20 protein-coding genes are annotated in these 20,344 nt (G+C 65.9%); 2 read left to right on the forward strand and 18 right to left on the reverse strand.

Going from position 1 to position 20,344, the window contains the following annotated elements:
* Position 1: 1 nt before the first annotated feature.
* Positions 2-385 carry an MAPEG family protein gene (locus MY55_RS04310; RefSeq protein WP_065202018.1) on the forward strand — a complete coding sequence of 128 codons (384 nt, stop codon included), beginning with the start codon at positions 2-4 and terminating at the stop codon, positions 383-385.
* 37 nt (positions 386-422) lie between these two features.
* On the opposite strand, the gene MY55_RS04315 is transcribed toward MY55_RS04310, so the two are convergent.
* The 11 genes from MY55_RS04315 to MY55_RS23285 form a co-directional block, all read right to left on the reverse strand.
* Positions 423-1,031 (reverse strand): HAD family hydrolase, encoded by a 609-nt coding sequence (locus MY55_RS04315; protein WP_052257997.1) that lies wholly within the window; start codon positions 1,029-1,031, stop codon positions 423-425.
* Between the two features lie 83 nt (positions 1,032-1,114).
* Positions 1,115-2,140, reverse strand: coding sequence for a UDP-N-acetylmuramate dehydrogenase (gene murB, locus MY55_RS04320; RefSeq protein WP_043574043.1), 1,026 nt, complete (start codon positions 2,138-2,140; stop codon positions 1,115-1,117).
* Positions 2,137-3,534 carry an MATE family efflux transporter gene (locus tag MY55_RS04325; RefSeq protein WP_043574040.1) on the reverse strand — a complete coding sequence of 466 codons (1,398 nt, stop codon included), beginning with the start codon at positions 3,532-3,534 and terminating at the stop codon, positions 2,137-2,139. Before MY55_RS04325 ends, murB begins: the two co-directional genes overlap by 4 nt.
* 74 nt (positions 3,535-3,608) lie before the next feature.
* Positions 3,609-3,908, reverse strand: a complete 300-nt coding sequence (locus MY55_RS04330; RefSeq protein WP_047236901.1) for a hypothetical protein — start codon at positions 3,906-3,908, stop codon at positions 3,609-3,611.
* A 351-nt stretch (positions 3,909-4,259) separates the two neighbouring features.
* Positions 4,260-4,979, reverse strand: coding sequence for a two-component system response regulator KdpE (kdpE, locus tag MY55_RS04335; RefSeq protein WP_043574034.1), 720 nt, complete (start codon positions 4,977-4,979; stop codon positions 4,260-4,262).
* Positions 4,980-4,999: 20 nt separating this feature from the next.
* The gene (locus MY55_RS04340) at positions 5,000-7,687 is read right to left on the reverse strand and encodes a sensor histidine kinase (RefSeq protein WP_065202019.1); all 2,688 of its coding nucleotides are present in this window, start codon (positions 7,685-7,687) and stop codon (positions 5,000-5,002) included.
* Positions 7,688-7,693: 6 nt separating this feature from the next.
* Positions 7,694-8,272: a potassium-transporting ATPase subunit KdpC gene (gene kdpC, locus MY55_RS04345; protein WP_272900403.1), complete on the reverse strand. Its 579-nt coding sequence runs from the start codon at positions 8,270-8,272 to the stop codon at positions 7,694-7,696.
* Positions 8,273-8,374: 102 nt separating this feature from the next.
* Entirely contained in the window at positions 8,375-10,495 is a 2,121-nt protein-coding gene (gene kdpB / locus MY55_RS04350; protein ID WP_047236899.1) for a potassium-transporting ATPase subunit KdpB, read from the reverse strand.
* A 23-nt stretch (positions 10,496-10,518) separates the two neighbouring features.
* On the reverse strand, positions 10,519-12,327 hold the full coding sequence (gene kdpA / locus MY55_RS04355) for a potassium-transporting ATPase subunit KdpA (RefSeq protein WP_065202020.1): 1,809 nt from the start codon (positions 12,325-12,327) through the stop codon (positions 10,519-10,521).
* Between the two features lie 2 nt (positions 12,328-12,329).
* A complete protein-coding gene (gene kdpF, locus MY55_RS04360) occupies positions 12,330-12,419 on the reverse strand; it encodes a K(+)-transporting ATPase subunit F (protein WP_021476355.1) in 90 nt (29 codons plus the stop codon).
* 408 nt (positions 12,420-12,827) lie between these two features.
* A complete protein-coding gene (locus MY55_RS23285) occupies positions 12,828-13,016 on the reverse strand; it encodes a hypothetical protein (protein WP_011135152.1) in 189 nt (62 codons plus the stop codon).
* Positions 13,017-13,367: 351 nt separating this feature from the next.
* Between MY55_RS23285 and MY55_RS04370 the strand changes: the two genes are divergently transcribed.
* Positions 13,368-14,135: a sulfite exporter TauE/SafE family protein gene (locus tag MY55_RS04370; protein WP_043574022.1), complete on the forward strand. Its 768-nt coding sequence runs from the start codon at positions 13,368-13,370 to the stop codon at positions 14,133-14,135.
* Between the two features lies 1 nt (position 14,136).
* Here MY55_RS04370 and MY55_RS04375 read toward each other — a convergent pair whose 3' ends face one another.
* From MY55_RS04375 to recA, 7 genes are all read right to left on the reverse strand, one after another.
* The gene (locus tag MY55_RS04375; RefSeq protein ID WP_425266089.1) at positions 14,137-14,457 is read right to left on the reverse strand and encodes a hypothetical protein; all 321 of its coding nucleotides are present in this window, start codon (positions 14,455-14,457) and stop codon (positions 14,137-14,139) included.
* A gap of 125 nt (positions 14,458-14,582) precedes the next feature.
* Positions 14,583-14,888, reverse strand: a complete 306-nt coding sequence (locus MY55_RS04380) for a type 2 periplasmic-binding domain-containing protein (protein WP_065202022.1) — start codon at positions 14,886-14,888, stop codon at positions 14,583-14,585.
* 185 nt (positions 14,889-15,073) lie between these two features.
* Positions 15,074-15,565, reverse strand: coding sequence for a GNAT family N-acetyltransferase (locus MY55_RS04385; protein ID WP_047236896.1), 492 nt, complete (start codon positions 15,563-15,565; stop codon positions 15,074-15,076).
* A gap of 107 nt (positions 15,566-15,672) precedes the next feature.
* Positions 15,673-18,306, reverse strand: coding sequence for an alanine--tRNA ligase (gene alaS / locus MY55_RS04390; protein WP_065202023.1), 2,634 nt, complete (start codon positions 18,304-18,306; stop codon positions 15,673-15,675).
* A gap of 65 nt (positions 18,307-18,371) precedes the next feature.
* A complete protein-coding gene (locus MY55_RS04395) occupies positions 18,372-18,830 on the reverse strand; it encodes an SRPBCC domain-containing protein (RefSeq protein WP_065202024.1) in 459 nt (152 codons plus the stop codon).
* Positions 18,831-18,833: 3 nt separating this feature from the next.
* A complete protein-coding gene (recX, locus tag MY55_RS04400; RefSeq protein ID WP_043574012.1) occupies positions 18,834-19,292 on the reverse strand; it encodes a recombination regulator RecX in 459 nt (152 codons plus the stop codon).
* Positions 19,292-20,344, reverse strand: coding sequence for a recombinase RecA (recA, locus tag MY55_RS04405; RefSeq protein WP_043574009.1), 1,053 nt, complete (start codon positions 20,342-20,344; stop codon positions 19,292-19,294). The genes recX and recA overlap by 1 nt, the downstream gene beginning before the upstream one ends.

Raw genomic sequence — 20,344 nt, forward strand, 5'->3', positions numbered from 1 at the left:
CATGCCGTTCGTATTGTGGAGTCTGTTGTTGGCGGCGCTGCTGCCGCTGATCTGGGCCGGCGTCGCCAAGGCCGGGGTGAAGTACGACAATCACCGGCCGCGCGAGGAGGCGGCGCGGGCCAGCGGCTACCGGCAGCGCGCCGGCTGGGCGCAGCAAAATGCCTGGGAGGCGCTGCCGACCTGGACCGCCGCGGTGGTCGCGGCCTGGCTGATGAAGGTGCCGGAGGCGGCGATGAACGCCGCCGCCGCCGTGTTCATCCTGGCGCGGGCGACGCATGGCTTGCTGTATCTGGCGGACAAGGCCTCGCTGCGTTCGTTGTCCTGGCTGATAGGCTTGCTGGCGGCGCTGTACCTGTTCCTGCGCGCCAGCGGCGTGCTGGGCTGAGGCCGGCGGCGGAGCGCGGGCCGCTCCGCCCGAAGCCTTACAGCCAGCCTTGCTCGCGCAGCGTGCGCTGCAGGCTGTCGAAGCCTATGGTGTGGAATGCCTGCCAGCCTTCGGCGCGGGCGGCCGCCACGCATTCGATGTTGTCGTCGAAGAAGGCGATGTCCGCCGGCGCCAGCCCCAGCGTCTGCTGCACGTGGCGGTAGATTTCCGGCTGCGGCTTGCGCAGGCGCAGCTGGAACGAGGCGAAGGTGTGGCCGAACAGGTCCAGCAGCTGGAATTCCTCGCTCACCTGCTGCCAGTGCAGGCTGTTGATATTGCTGAGCGCCGCCAGCTGCCAGTCGGCGGACAGCTTTTCCAGCAGCGCCCGCGCGCCGGGGAAGGCGCCGCGGTTCCAGCTGCGCAACTGGGCCTGCATCGCCTCGGCCGACAGGTCGAGCCGCAGCTCGTCCGCCATGGCGGCGCTGAATTCCAGCGGCGTGCATGCGCCCAGATCCAGCTTTTCCGTCCAGTGGAAATGCATCCAGAACAGCCTGGCCTCTTCGCGGCTGAGGCGGCCGCCGGACAGGCGGATCAGCGGATCGATGCCGTTCCAGTCGACCAGCACGCCGCCCAGATCGAACACCAGCACAGTCGGTTTCTTGCTCATTGCGTCCTGCTCTCCATTGCGTGGTTCACGGATACGTGTTGCTAGCTTGAGTGGCGCCGGCGCGGCATGGTTCCCGGCCGGCCTCAGAGTATCAAGGGCTCCGGCTCCAGCCTGACGCCGAAGCGCTGCGCCACGGTGTCCTGCACCTTGCGGGCCAAGGCCTCGATTTCGCTGCCTCGCGCCTGGCCGTAGTTGACCAGCACCAGCGCCTGTTTCTCATGCACGCCGGCGTCGCCATCGCGATAGCCCTTCAGCCCGCATTGGTCTATCAGCCAGCCGGCGGCCAGCTTCACCTGGCCGTCCGGCGCGGGGTAGTGCGGCAGCTGCGGGTGTTCGGCCAACAACGCCTCGGCGCGGGTCAGCGATACCACCGGGTTCTTGAAGAAGCTGCCGGCGTTGCCCAGCGCCGCCGGGTCGGGCAGCTTGCTCTGGCGGATGGCGATGACGGCGCGGCTGACGTCCAGCGGCGTCGGCGCGCTGATGCCTTGCCGCTCCAGCTGCTGCAGGATGTCGCCGTAGCCGGTGCGCGGCCGCGCCGCGCGGGAGAGGCGGAAGCGCGCCGCGGTCACCAGCAGCTTGCCGGCGGCTTCATGCTTGAACACGCTGTCGCGGTAGCCGAAGCGGCAGTCGGCGTTGGACAGCGTCAGCGCTTCGCCGCCGCGCTCCAGCTGCGCGCACGCCACTTCTTGCAGATGGTCCTTCACCTCGACGCCGTAGGCACCGATGTTCTGCACCGGACAGGCGCCTACGGTGCCGGGAATCAGGCTGAGGTTTTCCAGGCCGTACCAGCCTTGCGCCAGCGTGTGCAGCACGAAGTCGTGCCAGTTTTCGCCGGCGGCGGCCTCGACCAGCACATCGTCGCCGTTCTGTTCCAGCAGGCGAATGCCGGTCAGCGCCACTTTCACCACCAGGCCGGGGTAGTCGCGGGTCAGCAGCAGGTTGCTGCCGCCGCCCAGCCACAGCACCGGGCCCTGGCGGTAAAGCGGATGCGCCAGCAGCGCGGACAGGTCGGCCAGGTCGTCCAGCCGGCAGAAGTGCGCGGCGCGGGCGGCCAGGCCGAAGGTGTTGTGCGGGCGCAGATCGTAGTCGGCGCTAAACTGCAGGCTCATAGCAGGATTCCTTGGTCGCGGCGCAGCCGGCGGCGGCTGGCGCGGGCCAGATAATAGGTTAGCAGCAGGCCGGCCACGGTGAGGCTGATCACCAGCGCGGTCCAGAAGCCGTAAATGCCCATCCGCGGCACGATATGGTCGGTCAATCCCAGCAGGATGCCCAGTCCCAGGCCCACCACCCAGAACGAGGTGATGTGGATCAGCATCGGCACGGCGGTCACTTTGTAGCCGCGCAGCGCGCCGGAGGCGATGGTCTGCGCGGCGTCGGTCAGCTGGTAGACGGCGGCGAACAAGAGCAGCGTGGTGCCCATCGATATCACGCGCGGGTCGGCGCTGTACATCCACATGATGGGCGCGCGCAGCAGCAGCACCAGCACCATGGCCATGCCCGCCATCGCCAGCCCCATCAGCAGGCCGACGCCGGAAATGAAGCGCGCGGCCTGGTAATCGCCGGCGCCGGCGTGGTGGCCGACCCGCACCGACAGCGCGGTGGCCACGCTCTGCGGCAGCATGTAGATCAGGCTGGAGAAATTCAGCACCGACTGGTGGGTGGCGACGACGACGGTGCCTAGCTCGGCGATCAGCAGCGCGATGAAGGAAAACAGGCTGACTTCGACGAAGAAGGACAGGCCGATGGGCAGGCCCAGTTTCAAAAAGGCGGCGAAGCGGCGCCAGTCGGGGCGGGCGATGCCGGCGAGGATGCGGTTGCCGGCGAATTTCTTATGCCAGCTCACGTAGCCTAGCAAGGCCAGGCAGTTGAACCAGAACACCGCGCCGGTGGCCCAGCCGCAGCCGGCGCCGCCCATGCGGGGGAAGCCGAACAAGCCGTGGATCAGGATGTAGTTGAGCGGAATGTTCAGGGCCAGCGCGATCAGGCTGACCACCATGATGGCCTTGGGGTGGCCCAGGCTGGACGCGTAGGCGTGCAGCGCGCGGTGGGCCATCGCCGCCGGCATGCCGACGGCGGCGCCGGTGATGAACAGCATCACCTTGGCTATCACTTCCTGCGGCAGGTGCAGCCACTGGCGCAGCGCGGGTTCCAGCGCGATCATCAGCGCGCCGCCCAGCGTGCCCAGCAGCAGGCCGAACCACAGGCCCTGGCCGGCGTCGCGGCCGAAGCCGCGCGCGTCGCCGGAACCCAGATGGTGCGACAGGATGGGATTGAGCGCGGCCACCACGCCCATCAGCGTCACGTAGACGGTGATGAACACGCTGGCGCCGAGCGAAACCGCGGCCAGATCGTCGGTGCCGACGCGGCCGGCCATTACGGTGTCGACGAAGCCGGTGGCCACCTGGGCGATCTGGGCCACCATCATCGGCAGAGCCAGGCGGGCGATCTGGCGCCCTTCGCGCAGAATCTCCGAGCGCGAGGCGTGGTTGAGTTCAAACAGCATCAAATCCTGCCGGCATGGGTGCGAAACAGCACATTATAGCCGGCGCGCCCGCTTACTGTCTGCGTGCGTACCGACTAGAAGCGCACCGGCGGATCGCGGCGCAGATCGCAGCTGATGATCAGCGTTTCTCCGAAGCGGGTGTTGATCGCCAGCGCGTCGGCAAGGCTGATGTCGTGCACGGTGAGATGCTGTTCATGGTGATCGAGGCTGTAGCCCTGTTCGCGGGCGAAGGCGGCGAGATCGTAAAGGGCGCTGTCGTCGCTGGACGGCAGCGGTGTGGCGCTCAGGCTGCCACAGAGGGGGCGAGGTCTTCCCACGGCGTCGTAAATCGCAAAAGAAAAATCGGCATAGCTGTCTTGCTGGCAATCGTACATACGGCTCTCCCAAGGTCGGTCGCGCTGCGCGTGCCGGGCGGGTGGCCGTCGGCGACGCTTTAGCAGGATTTCTCGGCGCCCTGCAAGTTGTCATTAACTCGGCGCCTGGACGACCGCCGGATGGCGGCGCGTCCCGCGTCGATCAGACGGCTTGCGGGGGAGAGCGGTACGGCGCCAAGGCTGTGTCGCAGCCATGAAAAAACCCGCTGGCCACTTTACATCAGGAGCGCAAGCGGGTTCACCGTATACGCTTTAGCTGGCATTTGTATCGCGCCCGCAAGCTGTGTCAAATCGGCGCATGAACATCAGAATATGCCGCTGGCAGGGGGCTGTCAACCCTGGCCGCCGCGCTCAGGCGGTCTGGTTGCGGCTGGGGTCGCTTTCCACCAGCCGGTAGCCGACGCCGGTTTCGGTGACGATGTGGCGCGGCATCGCCGGGTTGTCTTCCAGCTTTTGCCGCAGGTGGCCCATGTAGACGCGCAGGTACTGGTTGTGCTCGGAGAACGACGGCCCCCATACCGCCAGCAGCAGCTCGCGGTGGGTGATGACTTTGCCGGCGTTGCGGATCAGCGTGGACAACAGCCGGTATTCGATCGGCGTCAGGTGCACCGGCGCATCGCCCTTGTGCACCAGGCGGTTGACCAGGTCGATCTTGATGTCGCCGAAGTGGAAGTTCTGCTGCGGCGCGGCGCTGCCCTGGATGCGGCGCCGCAGCAGCACGCGGATGCGCGCCAGGCATTCGGCCACGCCGAAGGGCTTGGTCAGGTAGTCGTCGGCGCCGGCGTCCAGCGCCGCCACCTTTTCCGTTTCCTGGGTGCGGGCCGACAGCACCAGGATGGGAATGTCGGTCCACTCGCGCAGGCTCTTGATCACGTCGATGCCGTTCATGTCCGGCAGGCCCAGGTCCAGTATCACCATGTCGGGTTTGCGGGTGGCCACTTCTATCTGGCCCTGCTTGCCGGTTTCGGCCTCGTAGACGGTGAGCCTTTCCTCATCCAGCGCCGACGACAGGAAGCGGCGGATCGGTTTTTCATCTTCGATGATCACTACGGAAATCGGTGCGTCGTTCATAGGGGTTCGCTCTTCTGGTTTCAGGCGTCTTCCGGCGGCAGCTCGGGCGGCGCGCCGGCGGGCAGGGTGAAGGAGAAGCGGGCGCCGTGCGGGCTGAGGTTGCCGGCTTCTATGCTGCCGCCGTGGTTTTCGATGATGGCGCGGCAGATGGCCAGCCCCAGCCCGACGCCGGGCGTGGTGGATTCCGGCGCGCCGCGCGAGAATTTCTCAAAGGCTTTCTGTTCCATATTGGCCGGCAGGCCGGGGCCGTCGTCGCTGACGCTGATGCGCACCCGGGCGCCGTCGTGCTGGGCCGCCAGCTCGATGCGCGAGCCGGCCGGCGTGTATTTGGCGGCGTTTTCCAGCAGGTTGACCAGCACCCGCTCGATCAGCACCGCGTCGTATTCCAGCACCGGCAGGTCGCGGTTCAGTTTTAGCGCCAAATGATGGCGGCGCAGGCTGTGCTCGCAGGCGCGTACCGCGCTGCCCACCACCTCGTCCAGCAGTTGCCATTCCTTGTTCAACTTGACGCCGGATTGCAGCCTGGCCATGTCCAGCAGATTGGTCACCAGCTTGTTCATCCGCATCGCCTCATCCTGGATCGACTGCGAGATGTCGGCCTGCTGCTCCGGCGGCAGGCTGGGCGAATTCAGCATATTGGCCAGGCCCAGCATGGTGGTCAGCGGCGTGCGCAGATCGTGCGACACCACCGACAGCACGCTGTTGCGCAGCCGTTCCGACTCCATCGCCACGATGGCGTCTTGCGCCACTTCCACATAATGCACCCGCTCCAGCGCCAGCGCGATCTGCGCGGCGCAGGTTTCCAAGAGCCGCTGCTGCTCCGGCAGGAAGGCCGGGATCGTTTCCTCCGGCAGCAGCGCGATCACGCCGCGGGTGCGCATCGGCGCCTTCAGCGGCACGTAGAGCGCGGCGTTGGACGGCAGCGTGTTGGTGCCCAGGCCGGCCGGCTGCAGGTTGTCGAACACCCATTGCGCGACGCCGGTGTCGGCGCCGTTGCCGGCCTCGGTGGCGGCGCGCAGCTGGTCTTCGCTATTGGGGATGAACAGCATCACCTTGGCGCGGAACAGCGGCTCCAGCCGGCCGACCGCGGTGTCGATGATCTGCGACGCGGTCAGCGCGCCGGCCAGCTCGCGGCCCAGGTCGTACAGCGCGCGGGTGCGGCGCTCGCGGTAGGTGGCGATGGTGGCCTCGAAGCGGAAGCGGGCGGTCAGCTGGCTGATCACCAGCGCCACCACCAGCATCACGATGAAGGTGAGCAGGTACTGGGTGTCGGACACCGCGAACGACAGCTGCGGCGGCACGAAGAAGAAATCGAAGGCCGCCACCGACAGGAAGGACGCCAGCACGCCGGGGCCGCGGCCGTAGCGGGTGGCGATCAGCACCACCGCCAGCAGGTGCACCATGATGACGTTGGACAGCGCGAAGTAGGGCACCAGCAAGTGGTTGAGCGCGGTGGTGGCGGCGCAGACCGCGGCGGCGGCCAGGTAGCCGCGCTGCGGCTTGCCGGATTCGCCGTCGCTGAACAGCAGGCTGGGCACGCGCTTGCCGCTCTTTTCGTCGGACGGGTCCAGGTCGTGGGCCACCACGTAGACGTCGACGTCGCCGGACTGACGGGTAAGCTCCTCCACCAGCGAGCCGCGCCACAGCCGCGCCAGCGGGCTGCTGGCCGACTTGCCGACCACCAGCTTGGAGACGTTGCGGGTGCGGGCGTAGGCCAGCAGGGTGGCGGCCAGCGAGCTGCCGCCCAGCACCGTGGTTTCCGCGCCCAGCTCTTGCGCCAGCTTCAGGCCCTTGAGGATGCGCGCGCGCTTTTCCTCCGGCAGCCGCTGCAGGCTGGGGGTTTCGACATAGACAGCGATCCAGTCGGCGTCCAGATTGGCGGCCAGCCGCTTGGTGCTGCGGATCAGCTTGTCGGTGCCCGGGCCGGGGCCGACGCAGACCAGCAGCCGTTCGCGCGCGTGCCAGACTGGGTTGATCGACTGGTCGGCGCGGTAGGCGCGCATCTGCGCGTCGACGCGGTCGGCGGTGCGCCTGAGCGCCAGTTCGCGCAGCGCCAGCAGATTGCCCTTGCGGAAGAAATTCTTGACCGCGCGCTCGGCCTGGTGCGGCAGGTAGACCTTGCCGGCGGCGAGGCGGGACAGCAGCTCGTCCGGCGGCAGGTCCACCAGCGAGACTTCGTCGGCCCTGTCGAACACATGGTCGGGCAGCGTTTCCCTGACGATGATGCCGGTGATCTGGCCGACAACATCGTTAAGGCTCTCCAGATGCTGCACATTGAGAGTGGTGTAGACGTCGATGCCGGCGGCGAGCAGCTCCTCCACGTCCTGCCAGCGCTTGGGATGGCGCGAGCCGGGGACGTTGGAGTGGGCGAACTCGTCGATCAGGATCAACTGCGGGCGGCGCGAGAGGGCCGTGTCGATGTCGAATTCCGACAGCGCGCGGCCCTTGTACTCGATCTGGCTGGGCGGAAGCACCTCCAGCCCGGCCAGCTGCGCCTCGGTTTCCTTGCGGCCGTGGGTTTCCACCACGCCGACCAGCACGCCGACCCCTTCCTGCTGCTTGGTTTTCGCCGCCGCCAGCATCGCGTAGGTCTTGCCTACGCCGGCGCAGGCGCCGAAGAAGATTTTCAGCCGGCCGCGCTGGGCGTCCAGCTCTTCGCGTTTCAATTCGTCCAGCAGGGCATCCGGGTCGGGGCGCAGATCGGTCATGCGGGTTTAGGCTTTCTTGGAAAGTTCGTCCAGCGCCAGGTTCAGCTCCAGCACGTTGATGCGCGGTTCGCCCAGCAGGCCGAAGGTTTCGCCGATGATGCGGCCTTCCACCAGCTTGCGCACTTCGGTTGCCGGCAGTTTACGCGCCGCGGCGACGCGGTCAACCTGGTAATAGGCGGAGGCGACCGAGATTTCCGGGTCGAGGCCGCTGGCGGAGGCGGTCACCAGGTCCACCGGCACCGGGCCGGTCTGGGTCGGGTGCGCCTTGCGGATGGCGTCGACATTGCCTTTCACCGCGTCCAGCTGGGCCTTGTTGGTGGGGCCCAGGTTGGAGCCGCCGGAGTTGCCGGCGTTGTACGGCATCGGGCTGGTGGCCGACGGGCGGCCCCAGAAATACTTGTCGCCGGTGAAGTTCTGGCCGATCAGGCGCGAACCCACCACTTTGCCGTCTTTCTCGATCAGGCTGCCGTTGGCTTGCGCCGGGAACAGCGCCTGGGCGATGCCGGTGGTGGCCAGCGGGTAGGCGAGGCCGGTGAGCAGCGACAGGCCGCCGAAGATCACCAGCAGGGGACGAATGACTTTCACGATAATCCTTTCCATTCTCTTGGCGAGAGGCCCGTTGCGCGTTCCGTGCGCCGGGCCTGCCGTGCGCCCGCTCCCCGGCGCGCCGGGAGGCGGGCTTGCCTGTTACACCAGACCCAGCGCGCCCAGCGCCATGTCGATCAGCTTGATGCCGGCGAAGGGCACCAGCAGGCCGCCCAGGCCGTAGACCAGCAGGTTGCCGCGCAGCAGCTCGGCGGCGCTCTTGGCGTGGTACTTCACGCCCTTCAGCGCCAGCGGGATCAGGAACACGATGATGACCGCGTTGAAGATCACCGCCGACATGATGGCGGAGGCCGGGCTGTTCAGGCCCATCACGTTCAGCGCGTTCAGCTGCGGGTAGGTGCTGGCGAACGCCGCCGGGATGATGGCGAAATACTTGGCCACGTCGTTGGCGATGGAGAAGGTGGTCAGCGAACCCCGCGTCATCAGCATCTGCTTGCCGATTTCGACGATCTCGATCAGCTTGGTCGGATTGGAGTCCAGGTCCACCATATTGCCGGCTTCCTTGGCCGCCTGGGTGCCGGTGTTCATCGCCACCGCCACGTCGGCCTGGGCCAGCGCGGGGGCGTCGTTGGTGCCGTCGCCGGTCATCGCCACCAGCTTGCCTTCGGCCTGATGGCTGCGGATCAGCTTCAGCTTGGCTTCCGGCGTGGCTTCCGCCAGGAAGTCGTCGACGCCGGCTTCGGCGGCGATGGCGGCCGCGGTCAGCGGGTTGTCGCCGGTGATCATCACCGTCTTGATGCCCATCTGGCGCAGTTCGGCGAATCGCTCCTTGATGCCGCCCTTGACGATGTCCTTCAGTTCGATCACGCCCAGCGCGCGGTTGCCTTCGGCCACCAAGAGCGGGGTGGAGCCGCGGCGGGCCACTTCGTCGGCGCTTTTCGCCAGCGCGTCCGGGAACTGGCCGCCCAGTTCGGCGATGTGGCGGCGGATCGCGTCGATGGCGCCCTTGCGGATCTGGCGGCCGTCGTAGTCGATGCCCGACATCCGCGTTTGCGCGCTGAAGGCGATGAAGCTGGCTTCATGGCTGGCCAGCTGGCGCTCGCGCAGATTGAACTTCTGCTTGGCCAGCACCACGATGGAGCGGCCTTCCGGCGTTTCGTCGGCCAGGGAGGCCAGTTGGGCTGCGTCGGCCAGGTCTTTTTCCGACACGCCCGGCGCCGGGATGAAGGCGGAGGCCTGGCGGTTGCCCAGGGTGATGGTGCCGGTCTTGTCCAGCAGCAGCACGTCGACGTCGCCGGCGGCTTCCACCGCGCGGCCGGAGGTGGCGATCACGTTGGCGCCCATCATCCGGCTCATGCCGGCCACGCCGATGGCCGACAGCAGGCCGCCGATGGTGGTCGGAATCAGGCACACCAGCAGCGCCACCAGGGTGGTGATGCTGATCGGGGTGCCGGCCTTGACCGCGTCCACGCTGAACAGAGAGAACGGCAGCAGGGTGACGGTCACGATCAGGAACACGATGGTCAGCGCCACCAGCAAGATGGTCAGCGCGATCTCGTTCGGGGTCTTCTGGCGCTTGGCGCCTTCCACCATCGCGATCATGCGGTCGAGGAAGGTTTCGCCCGGATTGACGGTGATCTTCACCACGATCCAGTCGGACAGCACGCGGGTGCCGCCGGTGACCGAGGAGAAATCGCCGCCCGATTCGCGGATCACCGGCGCTGATTCGCCGGTGATGGCGGATTCGTCGACCGAGGCCACGCCTTCGATCACCTCGCCGTCCACCGGGATCACGTCGCCGGCTTCCACCAATACGAAATCGCCCTTGCGCAGGCTGGTGCCGTCGACGATGGTCTTGGCCGCGCCATGGTTGCCGCCTGCCAGCTTCTTGGCCACCACGTTTTTCTTGGCCGACCTGAGGCTCGCCGCCTGGGCTTTGCTGCGGCCCTCGGCCAGCGCTTCGGCGAAGTTGGCGAACAGCACGGTGAACCACAGCCACAGCGCCACGCCCAGGATGAAGCCGGACGAGGCTTCGCCGTGGCCGCCCAGCGACTGTATCCACAGCGCGGTGGTCAGAATGCTGCCCACGTACACCACGAACATCACCGGGTTGCGCCACTGGGTGCGCGGCGACAGCTTCTTGAACGAATCGACGATGGCGGGTTTCACCAGCGCCGGGTCGAACATCGACTTGCCGGCGTTCTTGTTGCCGGTGGCGATAGGTTCCGCCACCACGGATTTCAAATGATTCTTGTCGTTCATTGTCGTTTCCTTGACTGACGGGCTTAGTGGACGGCGAGCATTTGCAGCTGCTCGACCACCGGGCCCAGCGCCAGAGCCGGAACATAGTTGAGGGCGCCCACCAGCAGCACGGTGCCGATCAGCAGCACCACGAACAGCGGGCCGTGGGTGGGCAGGGTGCCGGCGGTGACGGCCAGACGCTTCTTGGCGGCCAGCGAGCCGGCGATGGCCAGGATGGGCACGATCATGAAGAAGCGGCCGAAGAACATGGCGACGCCGGTGGCGATGTTGTAGAACGGCGTGTTGGCGGACAGGCCGGCGAAGGCGCTGCCGTTGTTGTTGGCGGCGGAAGTGAACGCGTACAGGATTTCGCTGAAGCCGTGCGCGCCCGGATTGGCGATGCCGGCCTTGCCCGCGGCCACGCTCACGGCGATGGCGGTCAGCGCCAGCACCAGGGTCGGGGTCACCAGAATGGTGATCGCGGTCATCTTCATCTCGTAGGTTTCAATCTTCTTGCCCAGGTATTCCGGGGTGCGGCCCACCATCAGGCCGGCGATGAACACCGCCAGGATGGCGAAGATCAGCATGCCGTACAGGCCGGAACCCACGCCGCCGAACACCACTTCTCCCAACTGCATCAGGAACATCGGCACCAGACCGCCGATCGGGGTCAGCGAGTCGTGCATCGAGTTGACCGCGCCGCAGGAGGCGGAGGTGGTCACGGCGATGAACAGTGAGGTGTCGATGATGCCGAAGCGCGCTTCCTTGCCTTCCATATTGCCGCCGGACTGCAGGTGGCTGGCTTGCTGGTCGATGTGCAGCGCCTTGTATTGCGGCACGCCGGCCTGCTCGGCGCTGGTTTCCACGACCACCGCGGTGGCGAACAGGATGGTCATCGCGGCGATGATGGCCCAGCCCTGGCGACGGTCGCCCACCATGCGGCCGAACAGGAAGCACAGCGCGGCCGGGATCAGGAAGATGGCGATGTCCTGCAGGAAGTTGGCCAGCGGCGTCGGGTTTTCAAACGGGTGGGCGGAGTTGGCGTTGAAGAAGCCGCCGCCGTTGGTGCCCAGCATCTTGATGGCTTCCTGAGAGGCCACCGGACCCATCGGCAGAGTTTGCGTCTGCGCAGTCTTGTCCTCCATCACCGGCTTGCCGTCCTTGCCGGTCACCGGGTTGCCCTTGGCGTCGACCTTGGGTTGCTGGTACTTGGTGACTTCCAGCGTGTGCACGTCCTTGTAGGCGGCCAGGTTCTGGATGGCGCCTTGCTGGGTGAACACCAGCGCGAACACCAGCGACAGCGGCAGCAGGATGTACAGCGTCAGGCGGGTGATATCCACCCAGAAGTTGCCGATCTTGGCGCTGCTGTGGCGGACGAAGCCGCGGATCAGCGCGATCACCACCGCGGCGCCGGTGGCGGCGGACAGGAAGTTCTGCACGGTCAGACCCAGCATCTGGGTCAGGTAGCTCATCGTGGTTTCGCCGCCGTAGCCTTGCCAGTTGGTGTTGGTGACGAAGGAAACGGCGGTGTTGAACGAGGAGTCCGGGCTGACCGCGGCCATCGCCTGCGGGTTGAACGGCAGAGAGCCTTGCAGACGTTGCAGCGCGTAGACGGCCAGCGCGCCCAGCACGTTGAATAGGATCAGGGCCACGGTATAGCCGCGCCAGCCCATCTCCTCATCCTTCTGAATGCCGGCCAGCCGGTAGAAGCCGCGTTCCAGCGGCGCGAACCAGAGTACCGGACCAACGTTCTCCCCCTGCATGATGCGCGTCATGTACGCGCCAAGAGGCCAGGCCAGCGCCAGAAGCACGGCCAGGAACAGCCCCAGTTGGAGCATGGCGGGTGTTGTCATGATTAGAAATTCTCCGGCTTGACCAATGCGTAGATCAGATAAACGAACAGACCCAGCGCCAACAGGGCGCTGATCAGGTACCAGGCAGTCATTGCTTGCCTCCCAATTGGTCGCAGGCTGCGATCAACAGCCAGGTCAACGCGCCGAACAGCGCGAACAGACCGATGTAAAGAAGATCCATAGTGAAAATCTCCATGCGTAATGTGCAACCTGGAAGGTACGCAAACGGACGTCAAAAACCTGATAAAAGCGGGAGTGGGGGTGTAAAGAAAGTATAAAAATACTGTCGGATGCCAGTTTTTTTGAAAAATGCCGCCGCGCAAGGCGGAATGTTTCAATTTTTTTTAGGTAGACCGGCGGAATGGGGATGAGTTCGGCGCTCTGGCCGAACGGGCATTCGGCGGTTTGGTCAGCCCAAAGCGGGCATAAAGAAAAAACAGCGGGCGCTTGCCTTGGGCGGAGCGGAGAAGGCAGAGGGCGGGGGCGCGGCCCCCATCGGGTCAGAACAGGTCGTCGCAGCGATCAGCCAGGAAGCGGGCGTCGTCGCGGTCATGCGCGCGTTGCCGCACTTTTTGCTGGCGGGATCTCTCCTCATCGCTCAGTTGCGGTTTCGCCACCGCGTAGAGGAAGCTTTCATGTTGGTCACGGGCTTGTTTTCTACGAACGCTCAGGGGGATACGAGAAATCATCCTGCACCTTTCGATCTCGAAACGTGGGCTTCTCAGGGGGCCTGGCGGCTGGCGCTCCATGCGGGCGTCGCAAGCGGTCAGGCTGTGCCCTGACAGTATCAAATTGACGCTATTCATCCGGTTTGTAAAGCGATTGCGTGAATATCCGCGAGGGATTGTGGCGTTCCTTGTCGTTTTGTTCTGATTGCAAACATAGGCCGCCCTTGTTACGGCGCCGTGATGGCGCGATGAATCTTGGCGCGCAGGGAGAGCTTGGAATTAATGTTTATAATGTTGTATCTAATTAATCTAAATTGTTATAAGCAAAGCGCGTAGCATCGGATGGATCTTGCAGGATGAATGGGGAATCCGATGGATTTGGGATATACGGTTGCGGGCCTGGCGGTGGGCTTCATCGTCGGGCTGACCGGAGTGGGCGGAGGCTCGCTGATGACGCCCATTCTGCTTTGGTTCGGCATCTCGCCTGCCACCGCCGTCGGCACAGATCTCTTGTACGCCGCGCTGACCAAGGCTGGCGGCGTGGCTGCGCATCACCGGCAGCGCCACATCGACTGGCGCATCACGCTGCACCTGGCGCTGGGCAGCGTGCCGGCGGCGATGCTGACGTTGGGCCTGTTGAGCTGGCTGCACGTGCCGTCGCAGGTGATGGACGCGCTGTTCCGTTTCGTGCTGGGCATCGCCTTGCTGCTGACTGCCGCCGCCATCCTATGCAAGCCGTGGCTGGTCCGCCTGGGGCAGCGCCATTTCGGCAGCCTGGGCGTAGGCGAGCGGCTGTGGCCGACCGCGCTGGTCGGCGCGGTGCTGGGTGTGCTGGTCACGCTCAGCTCCATCGGCGCCGGGGCGCTGGGCACGCTGGCCTTGTTTCTGCTGTACCCGGCTTTGCCGACTTCGCGGCTGATCGGCACCGAAATCGCCCACGCGGTGCCGCTGACGCTGGTGGCGGGCCTGGGCCATGCCGGCATGGGCCACCTGGACTGGGTGCTGCTGCTCAAGCTGCTCAGCGGCTCGTTGCCCGGCATCTGGCTGGGCAGCCGCTTGACCGGCAGGCTGGCCGACCATTGGCTGCGGCCGACGCTGGCGGTGATGCTGGCGCTGGCCGGCGGCAAGCTGGTGTTGTGAGTCAGGGGTGGGTGTAGCGCCTTAGCAAAGCCGCGTAGCGCCCATCCTGCTTGATCCTGTCCAGCGCGGCCTGCAGCCGGGCGATGTAGTCGGGATTGCTGTCCCTCTGCATCGCGAAATAGAACTGGGTGCTGTCGTCCAGCACCTGCACCGAATCCAGCCTGTCCGGCTGCTGGTTCTGCTGCTTGGCGGCGTAACGCTGGAACAAGCCGACCCCGACGCTGTATTGCACGCGACGGGCGTACAGCAGCCTGGCCGACTGGGCCTCGTCATTGGTCAGCACCAGATTGACATTGTCGACGAAGCCCAGCTTCTCCATCATTTTCTGTCCCGGCGTGTCGCGCGCCACCGCCACCATCGCATGCCTGGCGTCGTCTATGGAGGCGGGCTGCGCGGCCCGCGGCCCGCTCAGCCGGAACAGTTCTATCGGCAGCGGCAGCGCCGGGCCTATCCATTTAACATCTCTTCCCGCTCCGGCGTGCGCACGGCCAGATACAGCATGGTGTTGGGCGCTTGCTGCGCCTCGCGCAGCGCGCGGCTCCAGGGCTTGACTTGGATGACGGCGCGCAGGCCGCTGTCGCGCAGCATCATCGCCAGCAATTCGTTGGAGAAGCCCTTGTGCTCGCCGCCCTCGCCGTAGCTGAGCGGCGGCAGGATTTCGGTCAGCGCGTAGATGTCTGGCTGGGGCAGGTCGGCGCAGGCGGGCAGCGCTTGCAGGCAGCAAGCGAGGAAGGCGGCGCGGAGCAGGCGCATGATGCTCTCCGGTATCCGGTGCGTAATCCCACTATAAGCATTCCGCCGCGCGCGCCGGGCAAAAAAATGCCCCGGACGAGCCGGGGGCATCAAGCAAACAACAAAGGAGAAGCCATAAGAAGCCTCTGTATATTAGTAATGAATGATTTATTGCGTATTGATCTGGGACAAGCTTGCGCCGCGCTTCAGCACACCAGCTCCGCCAGCGGCTTGCTCAGCGTGACGCGTTCGTCGTCTATGCCCTGCGGATACGGTTGCTGCGCGCTGACCTCGTAGCCCAGCCGCTGGTAGAACTGCAGATTGCTGGGCAGGCGTCTGCGGGTGGATAGCTTGAGCTGCTGCACGCCCTGGCGTTGCAGCTCTTGCTCGGCGTAATCGAGCAGCGCCGCGCCCAGGCCCTGGCCTTGCAGGTCGGGATGGGTGCAGACGCGCTTGATTTCGGCGCAGCCGTTTTCCGGCGGCAGCACCAGCAGGCAGGCGACGATGCGCGATTGCCTGACGGCGACGAAGATCTGGCTGCCGCTGCTGAGGTGGCCGGTGAGGCTGGCGACGGTTTCATCCAGCGCGGTCGGCGGGCTTGGCAGCTGCGTCAGCAGCGGCGCGAAGGCCTGCTGGATCAGCTGGCATACCGCGGGCAGGTCATCCCAGCTGGCCTGGCGGAGTTCTATGGCGGACATGGCATGCTCCTAGTCTAGGGTGTGCCGACATTGTGAAAATTGATTATTACCATATGAAAAACGGCCACATGAATAACATGTGGCCGTTGGTACAGGTGCGTTTGGCTTTACAGCTTGCCGGCTACCCAGGCTTCCACGCCCTTCAGCGCGGCGGCCAGGTTTTCCGGCTGCGTGCCGCCGGCCTGGGCCATGTCCGGGCGGCCGCCGCCCTTGCCGCCCACTTGCTGGGCGACGAAGTTGACCAGCTCCCCGGCCTTGAGTTTGCCGGTCAGGTCGGCGGTGACGCCGGCCACCAGCGCCACCTTGCCGTCGCCCTTGGCGGCCAGCACGATGGCGGCGGAGCCCAGCTTGTCCTTCAGCTTGTCCAGCGTTTCGCGCAGCGCGGTGTTGTCTGCGCCTTCCAGCTCTGCGGCCAGCACCTTGACGCCGCTCACCACGGCGGCGCTGTCGGCCAGGCTGTCGCCGGCGGAGGCGGCCAGTTGGCCCTTCAGCTTGGCCAGCTCCTTCTCCAGCGCCTTGGCGCCATCCTGCAGCGCGGCGATCTTGGCCACCACTTCGTCGCTGGTCTGCGCCTTCAGCGCGCCGGCGGCATCCTTCAGCAGGGCGTCCTGCGCCTGCACGTGGGCTACCGCGCCTTCGCCGGTGACGGCTTCGATGCGGCGCACGCCGGCGGCCACGCCGCTTTCGGCGACGATCTTGAACAGGCCGATGTCGCCGGTGCGCTTGACGTGGGTGCCGCCGCACAGTTCGGCGGAGAAATCGCCCATGGTCAGCACGCGCACTTCATCGCCGTATTTCTCGCCGAACAGCATCATCGCGCCGGATTTCTGCGCGTCTTCCATGCTCATCAGCTCGGCCTTCACTTCCACGTTGTGGCAGATCACGCGGTTGACCACGCGTTCCAGCTCGGCGATCTGTTCGGCCGTCACGGCTTCGCCGTGGGCGAAGTCGAAGCGGGTGCGCTCCGGGTTGACCAGCGAGCCCTTCTGCGCAACGTGGCTGCCTAGCACATGGCGCAGCGCCGCGTGCAGCAGGTGGGTGGCCGAGTGGTTGCGCGCGCTGGCGAGGCGGGCATGCAGGTCGATGGTGGCGGTGACGGCGTCGCCCACCTTCAGCGCGCCGCTGAGCAGCCGGCCCTTGTGGCCGAAGGCCGCGGACTGGATCTTCTGGGTGTCGGCCACGTCGAACAGCGCGTCCAGGCCGGCGGTGGCGGAAATCTTGCCCACGTCGCCCACCTGGCCGCCGCCTTCGGCATAGAAGGCGGTGCCGTCCAGCACCACGATGCCTTCGTCGCCGGCGGACAGGCTGTCCACCGCTTCGGTGCCCTTGTACAGCGCCAGGATTTTTGCTTCCACGCTGCTCTTGTCGTAGCCGTGGAAGGCGGTGCCGGCGCCGCTGTAGGCGATTTTGCCGGTCATCTTGAAGTTGGAGCCGGCGCGGCCGCGCTCGCGCTGGGCCTCCATCGCGCGCTCGAAGCCTTCCAGGTCGGCGTGGATGCCGCGTTCGCGGCAGATGTCGGCGGTCAGGTCCACCGGGAAGCCGAAGGTGTCGTACAGCTTGAAGATGGTGTCGCCGTCCAGCGCTTTCTTGCCGCCTTCCAGCGCGGAGTCCACCAGGCCCATGCCGATTTCCAGCGTTTCGGCGAACTTGATTTCCTCGGCGCGCAGCGCGTCTTCGATATGCGCCTGCTTTTCGCGCAGTTCCGGATAGGCTTCGCCCATCTCGGCCACCAGGTCGGCGACGATCTTGTGGAAGAACAGGCCTTTCTGGCCCAGCTTGTAGCCGTGGCGGATCGCGCGGCGGGCGATGCGGCGCAACACGTAGCCGCGGCCTTCGTTGGACGGCAGGATGCCGTCGGCGATCATGAACGAGCAGGCGCGGATGTGATCGGCGATCACTTTCAGCGACGGCACGTCCTGGCTGTAGGCGACGCCGGTTTCGCGGGCGGCGGCGCGCACCAGACAGGCCAGCGCGTCGGTTTCATAGTTGGACTTCACGTGCTGCAGCACGGTGGACAGGCGCTCCAGGCCCATGCCGGTGTCGACCGACGGCTTCGGCAGCGGGTGCAGCGTGCCGGCTTCGTCGCGGTTGAACTGCATGAAGACGTTGTTCCAGATCTCCATGAAGCGGTCGCCGTCCTCGTCCGGGCTGCCCGGAGGGCCGCCGGCGACCGACGGGCCGTGGTCGTAGAAGATTTCGGTGCACGGGCCACAGGGGCCGGTGTCGCCCATGGTCCAGAAGTTGTCGGAAGCGTACGGCGCGCCCTTGTTGTCGCCGATGCGGACGATCTTGTCGGCCGGCACGCCGACGGTCTTGTGCCAGATGTCGTAGGCCTCGTCGTCGGAGGCGTAGACGGTGACCATCAGCTTGTCTTTGGGCAGGTTCAGCCATTGTTCGCCGGTCAGGAACTCCCAGGCGAAGGTGATGGCGTCGCGCTTGAAGTAGTCGCCGAAGCTGAAGTTGCCCAGCATTTCGAAGAAGGTGTGGTGGCGCGCGGTGTAGCCGACGTTTTCCAGGTCGTTGTGCTTGCCGCCCGCGCGCAGGCATTTCTGGCTGGTAGTGGCGCGGGTGTAGTCGCGTTTCTCGAAGCCGAGGAAGGTGTCCTTGAACTGCACCATGCCGGCGACGGTGAACATCAGCGTCGGGTCGTTGCCGGGGATCAGGCTGCTGGAGGGGACGACCTGGTGGCCTTTGGCGGCGAAGAAGTCCAGGAACTTCTTGCGGATTTCGGAGGTTTTCATGTTTTGTCTGGTCTATTTCAAAATTTTGCCCCGGACTGGCCGTCGGGGCGAATCCGTCGATTGTGTCAAGCCGTGGCGGCGCTGGCAAGGGTTTCGCAGCGCTGTTTCAACGCCTCGTTCATCAGCAGGAATCCCCGGCGCGCGCTTTCCTGGATTCCGGCGCCGCACAGCGGCAGCAGCACTCCGCTGAGCGCGCCGTCGTGATGCAGGCGGGTGGCGCCGCCGGCCAGCGCTTCCAGCCGCCAGCGGTGTTCGCGGTCCAGCAGGCCGGGCATCAGCGCGGCGCTGCGCCAGGCCAGCGCTTGCGGCGCGGAGAGTTCGATGACGACGGGGCGCAGGGTGGCGCGCGCGCCGCCGGGATAGCGCAGGGTGGCCACCAGGCGGGCGCCCAGCCGATGGCGGCCGTGCAGGCCGACGATGAAAGGATTCCATTCCGGGTAGCGCGGCCAGTCGCACAGCACCTGCCACACCGTTTCGTGGGCGGCGGTGATGTCGATCTCGGTGGCGATGGCGCGCGCCCTCATGCCTCAGTCCTCGTAGCCGTCGTCGTCCGCGCCGCCGGCCAGCACCTGGCGGATCACGTCGCCGGGAAAACCGCGCTGGGCGAGGAAGCGGTACTGCCTGGCCTTTTCCGCCGCGTCGGCGGGCGGGCGGCCGAATTTCTTGCGCCATTGCTCGCGCGCGCTGGCCAGGTCGTCCTGGCCGGACAGCGCCTCGCGTATGGTGTCGTCGTCGACGCCGCGCTGGCGCATTTCCTGCTGCAGCCGACGGCTGCCGAACTTGCCGCCCTTGCTGTTGGCGAACTGGCGGGCGAAGCGGTCGTCGGATTGCCAGTTGGCGGCGGCCAGCTCGTCCAGCGCCGCGTTCAATTCGTCTTCGCTGTCGGCAAAAGGCGCGAGCCGCCGAACCAGCTCGCGCCGGGAATATTCCCGGCGGGCAAGCAGTTCGACGGCCCGCGCCTTCAGGCTTTTGCCTGTCGCCGCCATCAGGCGTCGAGGGCGTCGTCGGCGAACTCTTCGTCGCCCTGGTTTTCGTTGATTTCGATCTTCACGCCCACCGCTTCGCGGATCTTGCGTTCGATTTCCTCAGCGATCGCCGGGTTGGACTTCAGCCATTCGCGGGTGTTGTCCTTGCCCTGGCCGATCTTCTGGCCATTGTACGCGTACCAGGCGCCGGACTTGTCGATGAAGCCGTGCTTGACGCCCAGCTCGATGATTTCGCCCTGGCGGGAGATGCCTTCGCCGTACAGGATTTCGAAATCGGCCTGGCGGAACGGCGGGGACACCTTGTTCTTCACCACTTTGACGCGGGTGTCGTTGCCGATCACTTCCTCGCCCTTCTTGATGCCGCCGGTGCGGCGGATGTCCAGGCGCACCGAGGCGTAGAACTTCAGCGCGTTGCCGCCGGTGGTGGTTTCCGGGTTGCCGAACATCACGCCGATCTTCATGCGGATCTGGTTGATGAAGATCACCAGGGTGTTGGTGCGCTTGATGTTGCCGGTCAGCTTGCGCAGCGCCTGGCTCATCAGGCGGGCTTGCAGGCCGACGTGGCTGTCGCCCATTTCGCCTTCGATTTCAGCCTTCGGCACCAAGGCGGCCACCGAGTCGATCACGATCAGATCGACGCCGCTGGAGCGCACCAGCATGTCGCAGATTTCCAGCGCCTGTTCGCCGGTGTCCGGCTGCGAGATCAGCAGGTCGTCGACCTTGACGCCCAGCTTTTGCGCGTATTGCGGGTCCAGCGCGTTTTCGGCGTCGATGTAGGCGCAGGTGCCGCCCAATTTTTGCATCTCGGCCACGGCTTGCAGACACAGGGTGGTTTTACCGGACGACTCCGGGCCGTAGATTTCCACCACGCGGCCGCGCGGCAGGCCGCCGACGCCAAGCGCCAAGTCCAGACTCAGCGAGCCGGTGGAGACCACCTGCAGGTTTTCGTTGATCTGGTTGTCGCTCATGCGCATGATCGAACCCTTGCCGAACTGCTTTTCAATCTGGGAGAGGGCGGCGGCGAGCGCCTTGCTCTTGTCTTCGGAAGCCAT

Source organism: Chromobacterium subtsugae (assembly GCF_001676875.1).
GTDB classification, from domain to species: Bacteria; Pseudomonadota; Gammaproteobacteria; order Burkholderiales; family Chromobacteriaceae; genus Chromobacterium; species Chromobacterium subtsugae.